The sequence below is a fragment of the Romboutsia sp. genome, from assembly GCF_051659545.1.
Lineage (GTDB): Bacteria > Bacillota > Clostridia > Peptostreptococcales > Peptostreptococcaceae > JBOFOR01.
This window is the reverse complement of record NZ_JBOFOR010000224.1, coordinates 21,535-39,434: the sequence shown is the minus strand read 5'-3', so window position 1 is coordinate 39,434 and position 17,900 is coordinate 21,535. Positions and strand designations below refer to the sequence as shown.

Below are 17,900 nucleotides of genomic sequence, written 5' to 3'. Positions count from 1 at the left end.
AGCACCAATAGTTACGATAGCAATACCTTATAAATTTATGAAAGATAAAGATGAAAATAAGGTTAAAGAAAACAGAAAGGTATTAAACAATTTATTTATATTCAATATAATAACTTTTGCAGGAGTAACTTTATTAGCTAATAAAACTAGTTACAATGTATCAGAAATAATAGTAAATTTAATGATGACATTTGTTTACTTCAAAATACTATGTTCTATGGAAAAGAAAAAAGAAAGTGTTTTTGATAATCCAGAAAAAGAATATGAGAAGATGAATCAAAGAATTGAAGCTTTAGAAATGATATATGAAAAAGTTCAGCAAGATGTTGAAAGTGCTCAAAATGAAAAAGCTAAATCTTCTAAACAAGTAAAAGTAGATACCTTAAAAATAAAAATAGAGCAAGCTAAAAAGCAATTAGAGTTTTTAGAAAAACAAATAGAATTAAAAAAGAGCAATTCTCAATAAATTATAAAGCCTCCCTGAAAATTAGGGAGGCTTTAAATATACTTAGATTATTAAATATTTCTGGAATGATAAGTGTATCTAAAAAAATAACTTTTTAATCTAATTTTAATCTTTATCTAAGTTTATACTAAGACTCTATACCTATAATATAAATATAAAATAAATTAAATTAAGGGGTAGAAAAAATGGAAAAAATAACAATGGAACAAATTGATGCAGTAAAAACTAGAGCAAATGTAGGATACAAAGAAGCGAAGGAAGTGTTAGAAAAATTTGGTGGAGATGTTGTAGCAGCTATATTATACTTAGAAAATGAAAATAAAACTAAAACAGACATAAAAGAAGATTCTAGTAGATATTATACAAAAGGTAAAGGCGTAATAAAAAGATTAAACGAAATAGAAATTAAAGTATATAAGAAAGAAAAAATAGCACTTAATATACCTGCATCATTAGCAATAGTATCGACTGTATTTGCACCTCATATAACTATTGGAGGTTTAGTAGTATCTATATTCACTGGTTATAAAATAAAAATAGAAAATTTGAAAGATAAAGAATCTCAAATAAATCAAGTGCTATATAATGCATCTACTAAAGCAAATGAATTTGCTCAAAAAGCTACAGATGAAATAACAAAACTATAAAAACTCAAATAAAATCAAGGGGGCTATCTTAGAAAATAAGGTAGCTTTTATTATGTAAACTAACCCTTTCTTAAAAGGTAAATTGTGGTAGAATATAAAATATAGAATAAAAAAATTAGGGAGAAAATATGGAAAAGTCGAATATATTAATAATTGAAGATGAAGCAAAAATAGCTAGGTTTATTCAACTTGAACTACAATATGAAGGATATAATGTTGATATAAGTCATGATGGTAGAGAAGGGTTAAATTTAGCACTTCAAAATGACTATGATCTTATAATACTAGATGTAATGCTACCATCTTTAAATGGAATGGAAGTACTTAGAAGAATAAGAGCAGTTAGTAGTGTTACGGTAATAATGCTTTCAGCTAAAAGTGAAGTAACAGACAAGGTAATGGGATTAGATATTGGTGCAGATGATTATATGACAAAGCCTTTTGCAATAGAAGAGCTTCTAGCTCGTATTAGAGTATGCTTAAAAAGAAAAGTAAATAGTACACCTGTAATAGAGGATGATGTTTTAAGAGTAGGAAAGTTAATTATAGATGAAAAAAGACATATTGTAGCTTACGGAGATGAGAATATAGAGTTAACTAAGAAGGAATTCGATTTATTGAAATATATGCTAGATAATAAGAGTATGGTAGTCACTAGAGATAAAATCTTAGAAAGAATATGGGGGTATGACTATATAGGAGATACTAATGTAGTAGATGTTTATGTAAGGTATTTGAGGAGCAAAATAGATAACAAATTTAATATTAAGCTTATACACACAGTAAGAGGAGTTGGGTATCAAATAAAAGATGAAGAAGAATAGAGTAAAAAGAAATTTAAAACATAGCATATATGAGAAAATTAGATTTTCAATAAAAAGTAAAATGACTTTAAGTTATTCAGTAATGTTTATTTTAATGTCAGCAATAGGAACTTTTGGAATTGTATATTTATTTGATAAGAGTACTGATGTAGGTGAAGATGTACATTTAATTTTAATTACTATTTTAGTTGTATTTAACATAGTAGAAGCCTTTATTATTATGATATTCAGTTATAGAATATCTAAAAAGTCGTTAAGACCAGTGGACAATATGATTGAAAAAGTTAAAGAGATATCAATAAATGATTTAGATACTAGGCTTGATGTGTCAGGCGTAAAGAATGAACTTAAAGATTTAGCTAAAACCTTCAACACAATGTTAGATGAAATTCAATGCTCTATAGAAAAACAGAACCAATTTGTATCAGATGCTTCTCATGAGCTTAGAACTCCTATATCGGTAATTCAAGGATATGCCAATTTACTAAGTAGATGGGGCAAAGATGATAAAGAAGTATTAGAAGAATCTATAAGTGCTATAAAAGACGAATCTCTAAGTATGAAAAAATTAATAGAAAGTTTATTGTTTTTAGCAAGGGGAGATAGAAATAAGCAAATAATTGAAAAAGAAGATTTTAAAATAAATGAATTAGTAGATGAAGTTGTAAAAGAAAGTATTATGATAGATAAAAATCATAATATTTTAAGTACAAAAAATGAAGAAGTTACAATCTATGGTGATAGAAACCTTATAAAAGAAGCTATTAGAGTTTTTGTAGACAATAGTATGAAATACACAGCAGAGGGAGGCACTATAAAAATAAATAGCTTTAAAAATAATAAGGGAGTATATATTCTAATTGAGGATAATGGTATAGGAATAAGCAAAGAGGACTTGCCACATGTTTTTAGTAGATTTTATAGAAGTGATAAATCTAGAAATAAAGAAAGTGGGGGGACAGGTCTTGGACTATCTATAGCAAAATACATAGTCGATGTACATAATGGCAATATAAAAGTATATAGTAAGCTAGGGGAAGGGACTATAGTATCTATAGAATTACCTCAAGAAATTAAGGAAGCTAATTATTAACAAGGGAGATATATATGAAAATTAAATTTAGAGAACTGACAGAGAAGGATATTGAAGATTTTGAGCTAATTGCCAAATGGGATAATCAAGAGGAGATTAAGTACTTTATTAGACCTAATCTTAAAGAAGGTGAAATGGAAGATATAAAAGGTAGAGACATGTTATTCGGGCTTATAGCTAATCCAGATAAACATATATACATAATCTTAGATGGAAGTATAAAGGTAGGATATGTAAGTGTAGAAAGTAATTTTGGGATGCTATACAACAAAGAAAAAAAATCATCATGGATAAGTATTTGTATAGGGGAAGATGCTTATCGTGATAAAGGCATAGGCAGATATGCTATGGAATTCATAGAAGAAAAGAGTAGAGAATTAAATAATAATAGGATAGAGCTAGGTGTATTTGAGTACAATGAAAAAGCAATAAGATTTTATACAAAATTAGGATATAAGCCAATAGGTAGAAATAAAGAATTTATATATTATCAGGGCAGATGGCATGATGATATAAGAATGGAAAAGTATATAACTATATAGTAAAATAGGTATGCTAAATTTCTAGCATACCTATTTTAAGGTGGTTTAAGACTCTTGTTCTATTTTTTTAGGAGATTTATAGAATAAAACTATTACAGCAGCAGTTAAGTTAACACAGAATACTGCTATATACATTTGTTTAAATCCAACATTTAAAGCGGACTGATAAGAACCTTCAATTTTTTCTCTTTTATTTTCAATAGAAGTAATGTAGTCTTTTTGAGATTTAGCAAAAGCTACAGGTATAGCTTCTTTAACTTCCTTAGTTTTATCATTTAAAGCAACTAAAGAAGCTTTTTGTGTTTCCATTTTAGCTAAAGCAGCTATCATATCTTGTTTTTGATTTTTAGTCTTAGATAATTGTGCTTCTAGTTTACTTTTTTGGCTTTTCATAGTATTAAGTTGAGAATCTAATTTATTTCTTTGAGCAATACTAGCTTGAAGTTTAGTGTTTAATTCTTCTCTAGCAGTCTTTAACTTATCTATTTGAGCTTTCATCTGTTCTTTATCCATACTATTTCCACCACCAGGAGGCATAGTAGTTGAGTTATTTCCATTACTGTCTCCTGGATTTGGTGAAGGAATATTAGGTATTTTGTTGTATGCATCTTCCATTTGTTTTATAGCTCCATCTTGTTTAGCTATACCTTGTTCCATACCAACAATACCTTTACTTATACCATCATATCCTTTTTGTATACCAGCCATACCTTTTTCAATACCAGCCACAGCTTTAGACATATTATCGATACCCTTTTGGATACCATCAATACCTTCTTGAAGCTTTTCTTGACCTGTAGTCATACCATCAATACCTTTTTGAGTACCATTAATACCTTTTTGAACATTATTTTCTATTTTAGCTATTACAGGTGGTACTTTTTCGTTGTACATAGCTGTAGAAACTTCTTTTGTAATACCAGTTATAGTAGTAACGTCAGACGATTGTAATTTATTTAATAAATCTTTTGGAAGAGAACCACTGCTCATATCAATTTTATTAGAAGAACTATTACTTACATCTGGGATAATAACATTTTTAAGTTGTTTAGCCATATCAGGATCTGATTTTAGTTCATCTAACATATTTTGAAGTTCTGTAACTTGAACTATTTGAGGTGTTTGTGGCTGACCAATTATATTCATAATATCATTCTGAACATTTGCACCTGCATTTGCTAAAAAACCTATCATTATAGCTGGTGAAATAGATGTACCAATAGAACGAATTAATGATAAAGTAGATAGTGCAGAGGAAGCTTCTTTAGTAGGTGTACTTTCTAACATCATATAGTTTAGAGGAGTACCCATTGTAAAGCCCATACCAGTACCCATTATTATTAAACTAATACAAACACTAAACCAAGAGTTAGTTCTTGTAGCAACTGTAAATAGGTAAAGAGCACCTAACATGGATATTGTAAATCCAAATAATAATATTTTTTTAGGTCCATATTTATCTATTAAATTACCACTCATAGGAGCACCAAATCCTGCAAATAATCCTAGAAGAGCTACAAAATATCCACCAGAACCAGCTTTTATCTTCAAGGCATTTTCAGCAAATTGAGGAACAAAGACCATACCCATCATACCGATACCAACTATTAAAGATAAAATAAGCACTATTACAATTCTAGGCTTTGTAAAGTAGTTAATCTTTAAAATAGGATCAGACACTTTACGCTCAACAAAAATAAATATTGGAAGCAAACAGATAAAGGCTATTAAATACGGATATACAGAACTATCTTGTATAGATGTTTTAAAATTAAAGAAATCAATATTCATAAGTCCATATAGTAAAGAAACTATCATACATACTAAAAATAAAGTACCTAATTTATCTATTTTTGCATTGTTTTCTCCTTTATTATTCTTAATGAAGATAAGACCCCCAACTATTATAACTATAGAGATAGGTACATTTACAAAGAATAAGTATTTCCAATTTTCTGTACCGAATATATCCAATATACCACTACCAATAGTTGAACCAAGTATATTTGCAATACCATATACTGCACCAACCAAGCCTAGTGCCATACCTCTTTTTTCTGGAGGGAAAGTAGTACCAAATTCAGCATTGGCAATAGGCATAATTCCACCGCCACCAATAGCTTGAATTACACGTCCTGCAAGCAACATAGGAAAACTTGAGAAAAATGAGGATAAACCACAGATTAAAGATCCACCACCAAATAAGAAAATACTTACAATGTAAACATATTTTCTGCCAAGCTTATCAGCTAGCTTACCTGAGATAGGAATAATAGCTGCATAAGTTAATGTGTAAATAGTGATCAGCCATATACCAGTTTTTTCATTTACACCAAGGTTATTTTGGATAACTGTTCTTGCAGGAGAAACAATACCTGTGTCAATAGCACCCATAAAAATACCAAGTAGATATAATAGGAGAATTATGACAAGCTTAGAATCTTTTTTATTATTAATATTAGTGTCCAATTTGAGACACCTCCCTTAAATATTAGTGTATTAACTTTTCAATGTACGGCTTTAAGTCTTCAAAACTTATCTCAGAATATAAAGCGTAGGAACAAAAAATTTTTATGATAATGCTACAAACTAGTGAATTTTGCTCGGATATTTCAGTGCTTGATAATGCACCACAAACCTTTGATGAGAGGACTTCATGAAGAACTTTTTTATCCTTTTGCATCTTCATAAATTTCTCTATTTCTATTTGTTCAAAAAAATGTTCATGTTGTATATTGTGAACCATGTTCAAAAAGTTTCGTATTTCAATGAAGATATTTTTTAGTTTTTCCATATAGTTAATGTTGCTATTGTTATGGATATCTATTCTTTTAAGAGCTAAGTACCATTCTTGCCAGGTTATTGACACAATTATATCTTGTTTTGAATTAAAATAATTATAAATTGTACCTGTGCTTATATTACATCTAGATGCTATTTCTCTAATACTTACATTAGGAAGATGTTCCACTAATACCATATGCCTTGCTGTAGTTAGTATATCCTCCTTTACATTCTCTAAAATCTTAGGCATTAAACCACCTCCCTTTGATAAAAATATTATGAACTAAGTTCATTATATTCATATAAATAGAGTAGAGCAATTGAAATAACTTGTTCTTAACTTTGTTTAACGGAAAGTTTACAAACTAAAAAAATTGATAAAAATTAAACTTTTAATAAAAGATTGACTTAACATAGTATATTGTATACAATATACTTAAGATAAAGATGTAGGGGAGAGATTAAAATGATATTAATAAATAAAATAACAAAGGCATTAAAAGGAATAACAAACCACTTATTAGTAAATGAGAGAATTAACAGCCAAAGATGTGTGGCGAAAGAAATAGATACGACTAAAACAATAATAGATTGTAAATAGTCAAAAATGTCTTCCAATTAAAATATATATAATTCAATATAAAAAGGCATGAGCTATAGCTCATGCTTTTTTACGCTTAAGGATATTATATTACCTCAAAAAATGTGGATAAGTTGCTATATTTAAGCAACTTCAACATACTTAGTGAAAGTAAAAAAGATTTTTAGCAACGCGCAGAGCCGTTGGCGATATGAGCAAAGCGAATTTTTTAATATATTCAATTATTAAATTAGAATAAAATGTATATAATTAAATATAAAGCTAAATAAATTTTAAAAAGGGTGGCTAAAATGTCTCATATAAATGCAAAGGAATCATATAAAAACTTAGAAGATAGACTAAATAAATTTCCTCAAGGAGCTCCAGCATCAGAAGTATTATATAAGATACTGAGTATATTATTTACTGAAAAAGAAGCTGAACTTGTAGCACAACTGCCCATAAAAGCATTTAGGATAAAAACAGCAGCAAACATATGGAGTGTAAGTGAAAGTGAAGCATATAAGGCATTAGATGGATTAGCAAAAAAAGCATTACTATTAGATATAGAGGATGAGAAAGGAAAGTTATATATATTACCACCGCCTATGGCTGGTTTTTTCGAATTTGCAATGATGAGAACTAGAAATGATATAGATCAAAAGTTACTAGCAGAACTTTATTATCAATACATTTCTGTAGAAGAAGATTTTATAAAAGACCTATTTTATTCAGCAGAAACAAAACTAGGAAGAGTATATGTTCAAGAGGAAGTGCTAACCAATGATAATGAAGTAACTATATTGGATCATGAGAGAGCTACTCATATTATTGAAGAAGCAGAACATATTGGAATTAGTATGTGTTATTGTAGACATAGAATGCAACATGTTGGAAAAAGCTGTAATGCACCTATGGATATATGTATGACATTTAATGGAACTGCAAATTCTTTAATAAATAATAAATTTGCTAGAAGAGTTGATGCTTCAGAATGTAAAGAATTATTGCACCAAGCTTATGAAAGTAACTTAGTTCAATGTGGGGAAAATGTAAAAAAAGGAGTGAATTTTATATGCAATTGCTGTGGTTGCTGCTGTGAAGCAATGGTTGCAGCAAAGAAATTTGGTAATTTACATCCTGTACAAACTACAAGTTTTATACCAAGTATAAACATAGATACTTGCGTAAAGTGTGGGAAATGTGTAAAAGCATGTCCAATAGATGCTATAAGCCAAAGTGTAGAAAATGATAAAGTAATAATCAAAATAGATGAAGAAAGATGTCTAGGATGTGGTGTGTGCGTTAGAAACTGTTACAAAAAAAGTATAATATTATTAAAAAGAAATGAAAAAATAATTACACCTTCAAGTTCAGTACATAGAGTTGTATTAATGGCAATTGAAAAAGGTCAATTAGCAAATCTTATTTTTGATAATAATGCACTAGCAAGTCATAGAGCAATGGGGGCTATATTGTCTAGTATACTAAAATTAGAACCTACTAAAAGAGTTTTAGCTAATGAACAGTTAAAATCTACTTATTTAGATAAATTACTTAGCATAAAAAAATAATAGAAAATATGATACAATTAAATAGAATTTATAACATAATTTTGGAGGTTGTTTACTATGGATAATAATTTAGATTGGGTTGAAGATAAAAAAATAGAAAGAACCATAAAGGCTTTAGAAAATAACAATATGAATGGATATTTAGTAAATAATAAGGAAGAGCTTCTAGAAAAGATTCAAGAACTTATAAATGATGAGGATGTAGTTAGTTGCGGAGGGTCAATGACTTTGTTTGAAACTGGAGTTATAGATTTTCTAAGATGTGGGAAATATAAATTTCTAGATAGATATGAAGCTAATATTACTCCTGCAGATATGAAAGCAATTTATAGAAAAACTTTTAGTGCAGATGCATACTTTACAAGTACAAATGCAATTACCGAAAGTGGAGAACTTTATAATGTGGATGGAAATGGAAACAGAGTAGCTGCAATGCTATATGGTCCAGATAAGGTTATTGTAATTGTAGGAACTAATAAAATAGTTAATACTATAGACGATGCAGTAAACCGAAATAAATACATATGTGCACCAGCTAATGCAAAAAGACTAAGTACTAAAACACCATGTGAAACTACAGGAATTTGCATGGATTGCAATAGTCAAGATAGAATATGCTGTGAATATACAGTAATAAAAAGACAAAGAATATCTAATAGAATTCATGTAATATTTATGAAAGAAAATTTAGGATATTAAAATACATAAGCGAAGAGTCACCTTAGGGAGGAGGCAAAATGAAAAAAGTAAAGTTTATATACAATCCAAACTCAGGAGAAAAAGGGATTACTAACTACTTAGATAGAATAATAAAAATATATCAAAAAAACAACTATATAATAGAGCCTTATAGATTGACAAAGGAAGAAAGTATAGGAAGAGCTTTTTTAGAAATAGATAATACATATGATCATATATTATTAGCAGGTGGAGATGGAACTATAGATATGATTTTAAATGCTATGAAAGAATTTAAAATAAATCTTCCTGTTGGAATACTTCCATTAGGGACTGCTAATGATTTTGCAAAGGCTTTAAAATTGCCATACAATATTGAAGAAGGTATAAGCAATATACTAAGTTCTAAACCAAAAAAAATTGATATAGGAAAAATAAATGATAAGTATTTTATTAATGTAGCTAGTGCGGGTATGTTTACTGATGTATCTCAAAAGATAAATCCAGACCTAAAAAATTATATGGGTAAAGTATCTTACTATATAAGAGGTATAGAAGAAGCACTTCGTTTTAGAAAGTTTAACATAAGAGTTAAATCAGAAGAAGTTACATGTGATGGTGATATGTACCTTATGCTAATATTCAATGGTAAGACGGCAGGAAACTTAAACTTAGCTTATAAATCAGAATTAGATGATGGTTATTTAGATGTTGTTATATTTAAGGCTATGCCAATACCTAAATCTATACCAGTTCTAATAGGGGTTTTAAGAGGAGATTATTTAGAACACATAAATGAAAAAGAAATACTATATTTTAAAACTCAAAATATTACAATAGAATGTGAAAATGAGTTAATAACAGATATAGATGGAGAAAAAGGGCCAGATTTTCCACTACAGATAGAATGCATAAAGGGTGGAATAGAAATTCTTGGTGTATGTAAATAAAATAATTAAAGGGATAGCTTAGCTATCCCTTTAATTATTATTTTACTGGTTTAAAAGAACTCTTTAGCGGAACAACTCTATTAAATACTAACTTTTCATCAGTAGTGTATTTATTATCTACAGAGAAGAATCCATTTCTTACAAATTGGAATTTATCTAATACCTTAGCATCTTTTAATTGCGTAGGTTCCGCGTATCCTTGTAATATTTCCATAGAATGAGGATTTATTTGCTCTAAGAAGTGCTTTCCTTCATTTTCAGGAGCATCATCTAAGATTAATGGCTCGTATAATCTAAATTCACAAGGAACTGCAGTTTTAGCTTCAACCCAATGTATAGTAGATTTTACTTTACGTCCTGTAAATCCTGAACCACTCTTAGTTTCTGGGTCATAAGTACAATGGATTTCAACTATATTTCCGTTTTCATCTTTTATAACATCATTACATTTAACAAAGTAAGCGCCTTTTAGACGAACTTCATTTCCTGGGAATAGTCTGAAGTATTTCTTAACAGGATCTTCCATAAAGTCATCTTGTTCTATGTACAATTCTCTAGAGAATGGAACTAATCTAGTGCCTTTAGTTTCATCTTTAGCATTATTTTCTATTTCTAACATCTCACTTTCGCCCTCTAGATAGTTAGTTATAACTAATTTTAATGGACTTAAAATACCCATTGCAAGAGGAGCTTTAGCTTGTAAATCTTCTCTCACGAAGAAGTCTAGCATTTGGCTATCAACTTTAGAATCAGCTTTAGATAAACCTATTTCGCTACAGAATTTACGTATAGCATCTGCAGTATATCCTCTTCTTCTAAATCCTGATATAGTAGGCATACGAGGATCGTCCCATCCATCTGTTACACCTTCATCAACAAGTTGCTTTAATTTTCTTTTACTCATTACAGTATTTGTAAGATTAAGTCTAGCGAACTCTATTTGTCTTGGAACTGCATCCATTTCACATTCTCTTACAAACCAATCGTAAAGAGGTCTTTGATCTTCGAATTCTAAAGTACATATAGAATGAGTTATTCCTTCTAGAGCATCTTCTAAAGGATGAGCAAAGGCATACATTGGGTATATACACCACTTATCTCCAGTGTTGTGATGAGTAGCATGAGCTATTCTGTATATAATTGGATCTCTTAAGTTTATATTAGGAGATCCCATATCTATTTTAGCTCTTAATACCTTTTCTCCATCCTTAAATTCGCCATTTTTCATTTTTTCGAATAAATCTAAATTTTCTTCGATTGTTCTGTTTCTGTAAGGACTTTCTTTACCAGCTTCAGTTAAACTACCACGATATTCTCTCATTTCATCTGGCGTTAATTCACATACGTAAGCTAATCCTTTTTTTATTAAAAGTATTGCCCTATTGTACATTTCATCAAAATAATCTGATGCAAAGTATAAGTTGCTCCAATCAAATCCTAACCACTTAACATCTTCTTTTATAGAGTTTACGTATTCAACGTCTTCCTTTACTGGGTTTGTATCGTCGAACCTTAAGTTAACTTTTCCTTGGAATTCTTTTGCAAGTCCAAAGTTAAGGCAGATACTTTTTGCGTGACCAATATGTAAGTAACCATTTGGTTCTGGTGGAAAACGAGTTATGATACTGTCATGTTTTCCGGTTTCTAAGTCATTTATAATGATATTTTTTATAAAGTTCGATGAACTAGTTTCATTTGACATATATAATACCTCTCCGTTTAATTAAATTTTATATATAGTATAAATAAGTATACTATTAATTTTAATCGAATATTAGAAAAAAATAAAGATATAATTATTTTAATCAATAATATTTAAACAATACTCTAATAATAAATAATATAGACTATAATTTAAAAATGGATACAAACAGATTAAATATCTTAATTTGTTCCAAATATACACAATGTAGAGGAGAGTATATGAAAAAGAAAAATAAAATTTTAATAAGCATAATAATACTATTCGGCTTAATAATAGGAATAGGATATTATTTATTAATTCCAAATCAAAAAATAGAAGCAAATTCTGATGCAAAATTAATAACAGCAGAGGAACTTTTAAAAGGGTCATTTATAGATTACGGAGAGATACTTAAAAATCCGCTTAGATTAAAGGGTAAAATATCTATTACAGATAAAGAATTTAAAGATATAATCTATACAATAATGACAAAGTATAACATAAAGGAATTTGAAAAAAATTATGCTAATATAGAGGAAAATAAAATAAGAGTAATTACTCCTTATAATATATTAGGGGTAGATACACAAATTGAAGTGAATATAGAGCCTAGAGTAGAAAATAATGATTTATATTTAACTTTAACTAATTTTAAAGTAGGTAAAATAAAAATTAGCAATGAACTATTAAGTAGTCAACTAGATAAACAAAAAAGTAAAATACCATTTGGAATAGATAAAAATACTATAATAATAGAAGAAGAAAACTTTTTACCTATTATTATTGATAAAGTTTACATAGAAAATAATAATATTATTGTAGAGTTAGAAATTAAAGCTACAAATATTTTAGAATTCATAAAAGACTATGAAGTAAAAATAAAATAAAAGACATTAAAGTAGGTGACATATATGGAGAAAATATTATATTCTTTGATGGAGTATAAGTTATTAGCAGCTATTGTGGGATTTTTTATTATTGCAGTTGAAACCTTTATTCCTACTTTACCATTAATAGTAATAATAGTAGCAAATTCTTTTGTACTTGGTATGTGGCTTGGATTTACAGTATCATGGCTAGGCTCTACTATTGCAGCATTTTTTTTATATTTTTTAGCTTTTAAGCTATCTAAAAATAAATTTATTATTAAATATAAAGAAAAAGAAAAAATACAAAAGGTAATAAATTGGATAAAAAAACAAGGATTCACAACTTTGTTTGTATGTTATGTATGTCCATTTGTACCAGACTTTTTAATAACTATAACTTCGGGATTTGCACAAATTAATTGCAAAATCTTCATGCTAGGAATGGCAAGTGGAAAATTTGTTATGTTTTTATTGCTAAGCTATATGGGAAAGGATATAGGAGATATATTTAAACAACCTATAAAAATTATAATATTAATTGTGACTATATTTACATTTTGGATAGTAGGGAAAAAAATCAATAATAAAATTAATGAAAATTAGAAATAAACAATAAAAAATTGAAAATATGCTTTAAATATGATATAATTATGTGGTTATGATTTGCTTTAAAAAGATATCATTTTAATTTAATTATATAAATATCGTAGGTGTTTTTTAATACCTATAATTAATAGAGGGGGAAAGCTATGAGAAAGATATATATAGTAACCACTTATACAGGGACTTTATTATCTTATATGATAAGAAATATAAGTAAAACCCCATATGCACACGTATCAATAGCTTTAAATGAAGATTTAAAGCCTATGTATTCATTTGGAAGATTAAATCCTAAAACACCTATTTTTGCAGGGTTTGTAGAAGAAAACATAAATCAAGGATTATATGCTATGAGACAAAATACTATGTGCAGGGTTTATTCATTGGAAGTTACAGACTCTCAATACGAAAATCTAAAAGAAAACATAAAAAAAGTCAGTAGCAATAGAAACGAATATGATTATGATGTAAAAGCACTTGTATATTTATCAATAAATAAACCAAGGCAAAAAGAATATAAATATGTATGTTCAAATTTCGTAGCAGGTATGTTAGAAAAAAGTAATATAAGAATTTTAAATAAACCATATCATGAAGTAAGACCTAATGATTTTTATAATTTAGAAGATCTTACGTTAGAATATGAGGGATTATTATCGAGATATGCCGTGTATGAAGATACTTATATAGGAAAAATGGTAGAAGCGTAGAAAAATACCCCTTATTATTGTTAAGGGGTATTTATTTTTTTATAAAAGATATATATAATAGTAGTAATAACTATTTGTTTGAAAGGAGTAATTAATGAAAAAATTTATGAAAACATATGGAGTAGCTGCAATTGTTCTAGTTATATACTCATTTGTTAAATTACCTGTACTTAGATTAGACTTCTTATCAGGTATTTCTATGTTAGTAGTGTTCTTTGGATTATCAGGAGTACTAGATATGATGTTTGATAGAGGTGAAAAAACATCTAAAATTGCAAAGTATAACTTCACTATAGCTATAGTTTTAATAGTTTATAGTATAGCTGCGCCATTTGTAGTATCTTCACCTATATTGCATGCTAAAGCATACAGAAATCTAATAGGAGAAGTTAAAGAAAGTGAATTTGCGAAAGACGTAAGCCCAGTAAGTGTAAATGATATTCGTCTTGTAGACGAAGATATGGCTATGAAGTTAGGAGATAAGAAGTTAGGGGAAGACCCAGCTTTAGGTAGTGTGGCTAAGTTAGGAAAATTCCACATACAAAATGTAGATGGTCAATTATATTGGGTAGCACCGCTTGTACATAGAGATGTAATAAAGTGGATAACTAATACAGATGGTACTACAGGATATGTAATGGTATCAGCTAGTAATCCTCAAGATGTAAGATTGGTTCAAGAAATTGATGGAAAACCAGTAAAAATAATATATCAACCAGAAGCTTATTTACTTCAAGATTTACATAGACATGCTTATTTACAAGGAATTGTAGCAGATGGTATGACAGAGTTCTCTTTAGAGATAAATGATGCTGGAAGACCATATTGGGTTATAAGTTTATATGAAAATAAAATAGGATATAGTGGAGCTAATGTTACGGGAGTAGCAACAGTTGATGCACAAACTGGAGAAACTAAAAAATACTCTATAGAAAATGCTCCAAAATGGATAGATAGAATGCAACCAGAGAGTATAATCGTAGACCAAATAAGTGATTGGGGATTATACGTTAAAGGATTCTTAAATTCAGTTATATCTGAAGAAGGAGTTTTAGTTCCAACAGAGGGGACATCTTTAGTTTATGGTAGTGATGGAAAAGCATATTGGTATACAGGTATAACTTCTTCAGGAGGAGATGAATCTACTATAGGGTTTATGTTAGTAGATACTCGTACTAAGGAAGCTAAATTGTACAAGCAACCAGGAGCAACAGAAACTGCTGCCATGACATCTGCAGAAGGTAAAGTTCAAGAAAAGAATTATCAAGCAACATTCCCTGTAATGTACAATATATTTGGAAAACCAACATATGTATCATCATTAAAGGATAAGGCAGGACTTGTAAAAATGGTAGCATTTGTATCTGTTGAAGACTTTAGTGTATTAGGTTTAGGTGAAACAAAAGAAGAAGCTTTAAGAAGCTATAGAGATGCATTATCTTCAAAAGGTAATGATGTAAAATTTGAAAATGATAATACTGTTGACAAAATAGAAGGAACTGTAACAAGAATAAATCCAGATGTTAATGGTGGAAATACATTCTATTATCTTACAATAGATTCAAAGCAAGAAATAATATTTAATGCAACTTCTAAAGTATCCAAAGAATTAACAATAACAGCACCTGGAGATAAGATAAAAATATCTTTTGAAAAAGGTGAAAAAGATATTGTAGATATAATAGAATTTGATAACTTAAATATAGGAAATGTAACTGATAAGAAAGAAGAACAAGCACCTAAAGCAAATACTGAAGATAAGCAAGTTACAACACAACAATAATATAAATAGTAATATAGCTCTAAGAATAAGAAAATAATACTTGTTCTTAGAGCTTTTTTTGCACTTTTATAGTCTGATTTTAATATATTACTTATATAAGTTGACATAGTAAATAACTTCGAGGTGATTGGACACAATGATAGGTATAGAAAAAGATATATTAATATTAATTAGTAGAGTAAGATGTATGACAGAAACTCAAGTGGGGAAAATGTTTGGTTCTAAAAAAAGATATGGACGAAAACCATTTAAAAAAACCTTAAGAAAAATGTGCAATGAGTATACTCTTAGAAAGTACCCTTGCAATATTAATTACTCAGGTTTTAGGGATAATTCATATGTATATTATTTAAATGGGAGCAACATGTACAAGGGGAAAGATTTAATAAAAGTTGTTATAGGCTCAGAATTAGCAGTTAAAATAGAACTTGGGGGATATGAACTGAAAAGATTTTATAGAAATGCAAAAGTTGGTAATGAAATTTATGATTTATTCATTGAATATAGAGATAACTATAATGAAATAAAACAAATATTAGTAGATATAAAAGTAGAAGATGAAATGAATGTAGCAAAGTATGAAGACATGGAAAATAAAATAAAAAAATCAACCATTCCAATTTTTGAAATTCCAAAAGTGATAATAATAACACCTGAGAATAATGAAAATTTTTTAAGTAAAAGAGTAGATTTAGATATAGTATTTGTAGACTTAAATTTAAACAAATTATTCAGATACATATAAACCTATTTTTATAGGTTTATATGTATTTATTAAATTTAAAATTCTGCTTTTAAATTTATATAAATTGTACATCCTAATACTAAGCAAGATAAATAGACATATAAAAAAGAAGGTGTACAAATGGGTGAAATGAATACAGCTGCAATTAGTGCTAATGAACTAGTTTTAATAATGTCATTAGTTGCGCTGCTTGGAATTATTGGAGGATGGATAGGAGAAAAAATAAAATTACCAGATGTAGTAATATATTTATTTTTTGGGGTTTTATTTGGACCAACATTTTTAAATTTAGTAAATATAAATGCTTTTCCAGTAGCAAATGAAATAATTTTAACTTTTGGTTCAGCGTTTATACTTTATGAAGGTGGAAGAGAAGTAAAATTAAAGGTATTAAATGAAGTTAAAGTTAGTGTAGGACTACTAGCCTCAATAGGAGTGCTTATAAGTGCTATTATAGTGGCAATTGCTTCATATTATGCACTAAACTTAGGTGTAGGTGCAAGTTTACTTCTTGGAGCCACTATTGCATCAACAGACCCAGCTGCACTTATACCTATTTTCAAAAAGATACCTATTAAGAAAAAACTTAAGCAAACTGTAATTAGTGAATCAGCATTTAATGATGCTTTTGGAGCAATATTGTTTACATCAATACTTACAGGAATGACAATGTCTCAAAAGGTAGGAATGTTTAAGACAAGCTTGGAATTAATATTTATGATAGTAATTGGAATATTAGTTGGGATAGGCATTGCACTAATTGCAGTAGGGCTAACATCTGATAAAAAATATGGTATATTTCATGAATATCTTCCTATAGTATCTACAATAATAGTAGTATTTGCATATGAAATATCAGAGAGATGTGGCGGAAGTGGATATATGGCAGTGTTTATAGCAGGTCTTGTAGCTGGGAATAAGAAAAAATTTGGACTATGGGTTCCAGATGAAGATTATGCAGCAGGATTGTGCTTTAGAGAACATTTATCTACTATTGCAAGAATGTCAATCTTTATAGTTTTAGGAACACATTTAGATGTAAATTCATTGATGAAATATGGTTTACCTTCAATAATTGTAGTATTAGCTCTTATGTTTATAGCTAGACCTTTAGTAGTATTAATATGTACAAGTTTTGATAGAAGGGCAAATTGGAGTAAAAATGATAAGTTATTTATGATGTGGGTAAGAGAAACTGGAGTAATACCAGCTGCATTATCAGGAATTATAGTGTCTACTAAAGTTCCAGGGTATGAGGTTATCTCATCAGCAGTATTTATGACTATAATAATAACTTTAGTAGTACAAGCTAGTACAACTAAGCTAGTTGCAAAAAAATTAAATGTGCTAGAAGATATGTAAAAATAA

At 28.6% G+C, this 17,900-nt stretch carries 18 protein-coding genes; 15 read left to right on the top strand and 3 right to left on the bottom strand.

The window, feature by feature from the left end:
• The 5 genes from ACRC03_RS12510 to ACRC03_RS12490 form a co-directional block, all read left to right on the top strand.
• The coding region (locus ACRC03_RS12510) for a hypothetical protein (RefSeq protein ID WP_438652907.1) at window positions 1-466 on the top strand (466 nt) is incomplete at its 5' end.
• A 185-nt stretch (window positions 467-651) separates the two neighbouring features.
• Window positions 652-1,113, top strand: coding sequence for a DUF4342 domain-containing protein (locus tag ACRC03_RS12505; RefSeq protein ID WP_438652906.1), 462 nt, complete (start codon window positions 652-654; stop codon window positions 1,111-1,113).
• 128 nt (window positions 1,114-1,241) lie between these two features.
• Complete coding sequence (locus tag ACRC03_RS12500) at window positions 1,242-1,937, top strand: response regulator transcription factor (RefSeq protein ID WP_438652905.1); 696 nt, start codon at window positions 1,242-1,244, stop codon at window positions 1,935-1,937.
• Window positions 1,924-3,030 (top strand): sensor histidine kinase, encoded by a 1,107-nt coding sequence (locus ACRC03_RS12495; protein WP_438652904.1) that lies wholly within the window; start codon window positions 1,924-1,926, stop codon window positions 3,028-3,030. Before ACRC03_RS12500 ends, ACRC03_RS12495 begins: the two co-directional genes overlap by 14 nt.
• A 14-nt stretch (window positions 3,031-3,044) precedes the next feature.
• Window positions 3,045-3,572, top strand: coding sequence for a GNAT family N-acetyltransferase (locus ACRC03_RS12490; protein ID WP_438652903.1), 528 nt, complete (start codon window positions 3,045-3,047; stop codon window positions 3,570-3,572).
• Window positions 3,573-3,617: 45 nt separating this feature from the next.
• Here ACRC03_RS12490 and ACRC03_RS12485 read toward each other — a convergent pair whose 3' ends face one another.
• Entirely contained in the window at window positions 3,618-6,041 is a 2,424-nt protein-coding gene (locus ACRC03_RS12485) for an MFS transporter (protein WP_438652902.1), read from the bottom strand.
• 22 nt (window positions 6,042-6,063) lie between these two features.
• Complete coding sequence (locus ACRC03_RS12480; RefSeq protein WP_438652901.1) at window positions 6,064-6,606, bottom strand: TetR/AcrR family transcriptional regulator; 543 nt, start codon at window positions 6,604-6,606, stop codon at window positions 6,064-6,066.
• Window positions 6,607-6,822: 216 nt separating this feature from the next.
• Here ACRC03_RS12480 and ACRC03_RS12475 point away from each other — a divergent pair, with 216 nt between their 5' ends.
• The 4 genes from ACRC03_RS12475 to ACRC03_RS12460 all read left to right on the top strand — a co-directional run bounded on the left by ACRC03_RS12475 (window position 6,823) and on the right by ACRC03_RS12460 (window position 10,138).
• Window positions 6,823-6,957: a hypothetical protein gene (locus ACRC03_RS12475; RefSeq protein WP_438652900.1), complete on the top strand. Its 135-nt coding sequence runs from the start codon at window positions 6,823-6,825 to the stop codon at window positions 6,955-6,957.
• Window positions 6,958-7,247: 290 nt separating this feature from the next.
• Window positions 7,248-8,510, top strand: coding sequence for a 4Fe-4S dicluster domain-containing protein (locus ACRC03_RS12470; RefSeq protein WP_438652899.1), 1,263 nt, complete (start codon window positions 7,248-7,250; stop codon window positions 8,508-8,510).
• Window positions 8,511-8,567: 57 nt separating this feature from the next.
• Entirely contained in the window at window positions 8,568-9,209 is a 642-nt protein-coding gene (locus ACRC03_RS12465) for a lactate utilization protein (RefSeq protein ID WP_438652898.1), read from the top strand.
• A 38-nt stretch (window positions 9,210-9,247) separates the two neighbouring features.
• Complete coding sequence (locus ACRC03_RS12460) at window positions 9,248-10,138, top strand: YegS/Rv2252/BmrU family lipid kinase (RefSeq protein WP_438652897.1); 891 nt, start codon at window positions 9,248-9,250, stop codon at window positions 10,136-10,138.
• A 37-nt stretch (window positions 10,139-10,175) separates the two neighbouring features.
• Here ACRC03_RS12460 and ACRC03_RS12455 read toward each other — a convergent pair whose 3' ends face one another.
• Window positions 10,176-11,840, bottom strand: coding sequence for a glutamine--tRNA ligase/YqeY domain fusion protein (locus ACRC03_RS12455; protein ID WP_438652896.1), 1,665 nt, complete (start codon window positions 11,838-11,840; stop codon window positions 10,176-10,178).
• Between the two features lie 221 nt (window positions 11,841-12,061).
• On the opposite strand from ACRC03_RS12455, the gene ACRC03_RS12450 reads away from it, so the two are divergent.
• The 6 genes from ACRC03_RS12450 (at window position 12,062) to ACRC03_RS12425 (ending at window position 17,894) form a co-directional block, all read left to right on the top strand.
• Window positions 12,062-12,709 carry a hypothetical protein gene (locus ACRC03_RS12450; protein WP_438652895.1) on the top strand — a complete coding sequence of 216 codons (648 nt, stop codon included), beginning with the start codon at window positions 12,062-12,064 and terminating at the stop codon, window positions 12,707-12,709.
• 24 nt (window positions 12,710-12,733) lie between these two features.
• Complete coding sequence (locus tag ACRC03_RS12445) at window positions 12,734-13,294, top strand: TVP38/TMEM64 family protein (protein WP_438652894.1); 561 nt, start codon at window positions 12,734-12,736, stop codon at window positions 13,292-13,294.
• 146 nt (window positions 13,295-13,440) lie between these two features.
• Window positions 13,441-14,004, top strand: coding sequence for a hypothetical protein (locus tag ACRC03_RS12440; protein ID WP_438652893.1), 564 nt, complete (start codon window positions 13,441-13,443; stop codon window positions 14,002-14,004).
• A gap of 94 nt (window positions 14,005-14,098) precedes the next feature.
• Window positions 14,099-15,787 carry a hypothetical protein gene (locus ACRC03_RS12435; RefSeq protein ID WP_438652892.1) on the top strand — a complete coding sequence of 563 codons (1,689 nt, stop codon included), beginning with the start codon at window positions 14,099-14,101 and terminating at the stop codon, window positions 15,785-15,787.
• A gap of 136 nt (window positions 15,788-15,923) precedes the next feature.
• Window positions 15,924-16,532, top strand: coding sequence for a hypothetical protein (locus tag ACRC03_RS12430; RefSeq protein ID WP_438652891.1), 609 nt, complete (start codon window positions 15,924-15,926; stop codon window positions 16,530-16,532).
• A gap of 120 nt (window positions 16,533-16,652) precedes the next feature.
• Window positions 16,653-17,894 (top strand): cation:proton antiporter, encoded by a 1,242-nt coding sequence (locus ACRC03_RS12425; protein WP_438652890.1) that lies wholly within the window; start codon window positions 16,653-16,655, stop codon window positions 17,892-17,894.
• Window positions 17,895-17,900 lie beyond the last annotated feature (6 nt).

Bases quoted from the DNA above. Each gene is read 5' to 3' on its own strand.
- ACRC03_RS12500 (WP_438652905.1), top strand. From the start codon at position 1,242: ATGGAAAAGTCGAATATATTAATAATTGAAGATGAAGCAAAAATAGCT.
- ACRC03_RS12505 (WP_438652906.1), top strand. From the start codon at position 652: ATGGAAAAAATAACAATGGAACAAATTGATGCAGTAAAAACTAGAGCA.
- ACRC03_RS12450 (WP_438652895.1), top strand. From the start codon at position 12,062: ATGAAAAAGAAAAATAAAATTTTAATAAGCATAATAATACTATTCGGC.
- ACRC03_RS12465 (WP_438652898.1), top strand. From the start codon at position 8,568: ATGGATAATAATTTAGATTGGGTTGAAGATAAAAAAATAGAAAGAACC.
- ACRC03_RS12425 (WP_438652890.1), top strand. From the start codon at position 16,653: ATGGGTGAAATGAATACAGCTGCAATTAGTGCTAATGAACTAGTTTTA.
- ACRC03_RS12490 (WP_438652903.1), top strand. From the start codon at position 3,045: ATGAAAATTAAATTTAGAGAACTGACAGAGAAGGATATTGAAGATTTT.
- ACRC03_RS12470 (WP_438652899.1), top strand. From the start codon at position 7,248: ATGTCTCATATAAATGCAAAGGAATCATATAAAAACTTAGAAGATAGA.
- ACRC03_RS12430 (WP_438652891.1), top strand. From the start codon at position 15,924: ATGATAGGTATAGAAAAAGATATATTAATATTAATTAGTAGAGTAAGA.
- ACRC03_RS12475 (WP_438652900.1), top strand. From the start codon at position 6,823: ATGATATTAATAAATAAAATAACAAAGGCATTAAAAGGAATAACAAAC.
- ACRC03_RS12435 (WP_438652892.1), top strand. From the start codon at position 14,099: ATGAAAAAATTTATGAAAACATATGGAGTAGCTGCAATTGTTCTAGTT.
- ACRC03_RS12445 (WP_438652894.1), top strand. From the start codon at position 12,734: ATGGAGAAAATATTATATTCTTTGATGGAGTATAAGTTATTAGCAGCT.
- ACRC03_RS12495 (WP_438652904.1), top strand. From the start codon at position 1,924: ATGAAGAAGAATAGAGTAAAAAGAAATTTAAAACATAGCATATATGAG.
- ACRC03_RS12440 (WP_438652893.1), top strand. From the start codon at position 13,441: ATGAGAAAGATATATATAGTAACCACTTATACAGGGACTTTATTATCT.
- ACRC03_RS12455 (WP_438652896.1), bottom strand. From the start codon at position 11,840: ATGTCAAATGAAACTAGTTCATCGAACTTTATAAAAAATATCATTATA.
- ACRC03_RS12460 (WP_438652897.1), top strand. From the start codon at position 9,248: ATGAAAAAAGTAAAGTTTATATACAATCCAAACTCAGGAGAAAAAGGG.
- ACRC03_RS12480 (WP_438652901.1), bottom strand. From the start codon at position 6,606: ATGCCTAAGATTTTAGAGAATGTAAAGGAGGATATACTAACTACAGCA.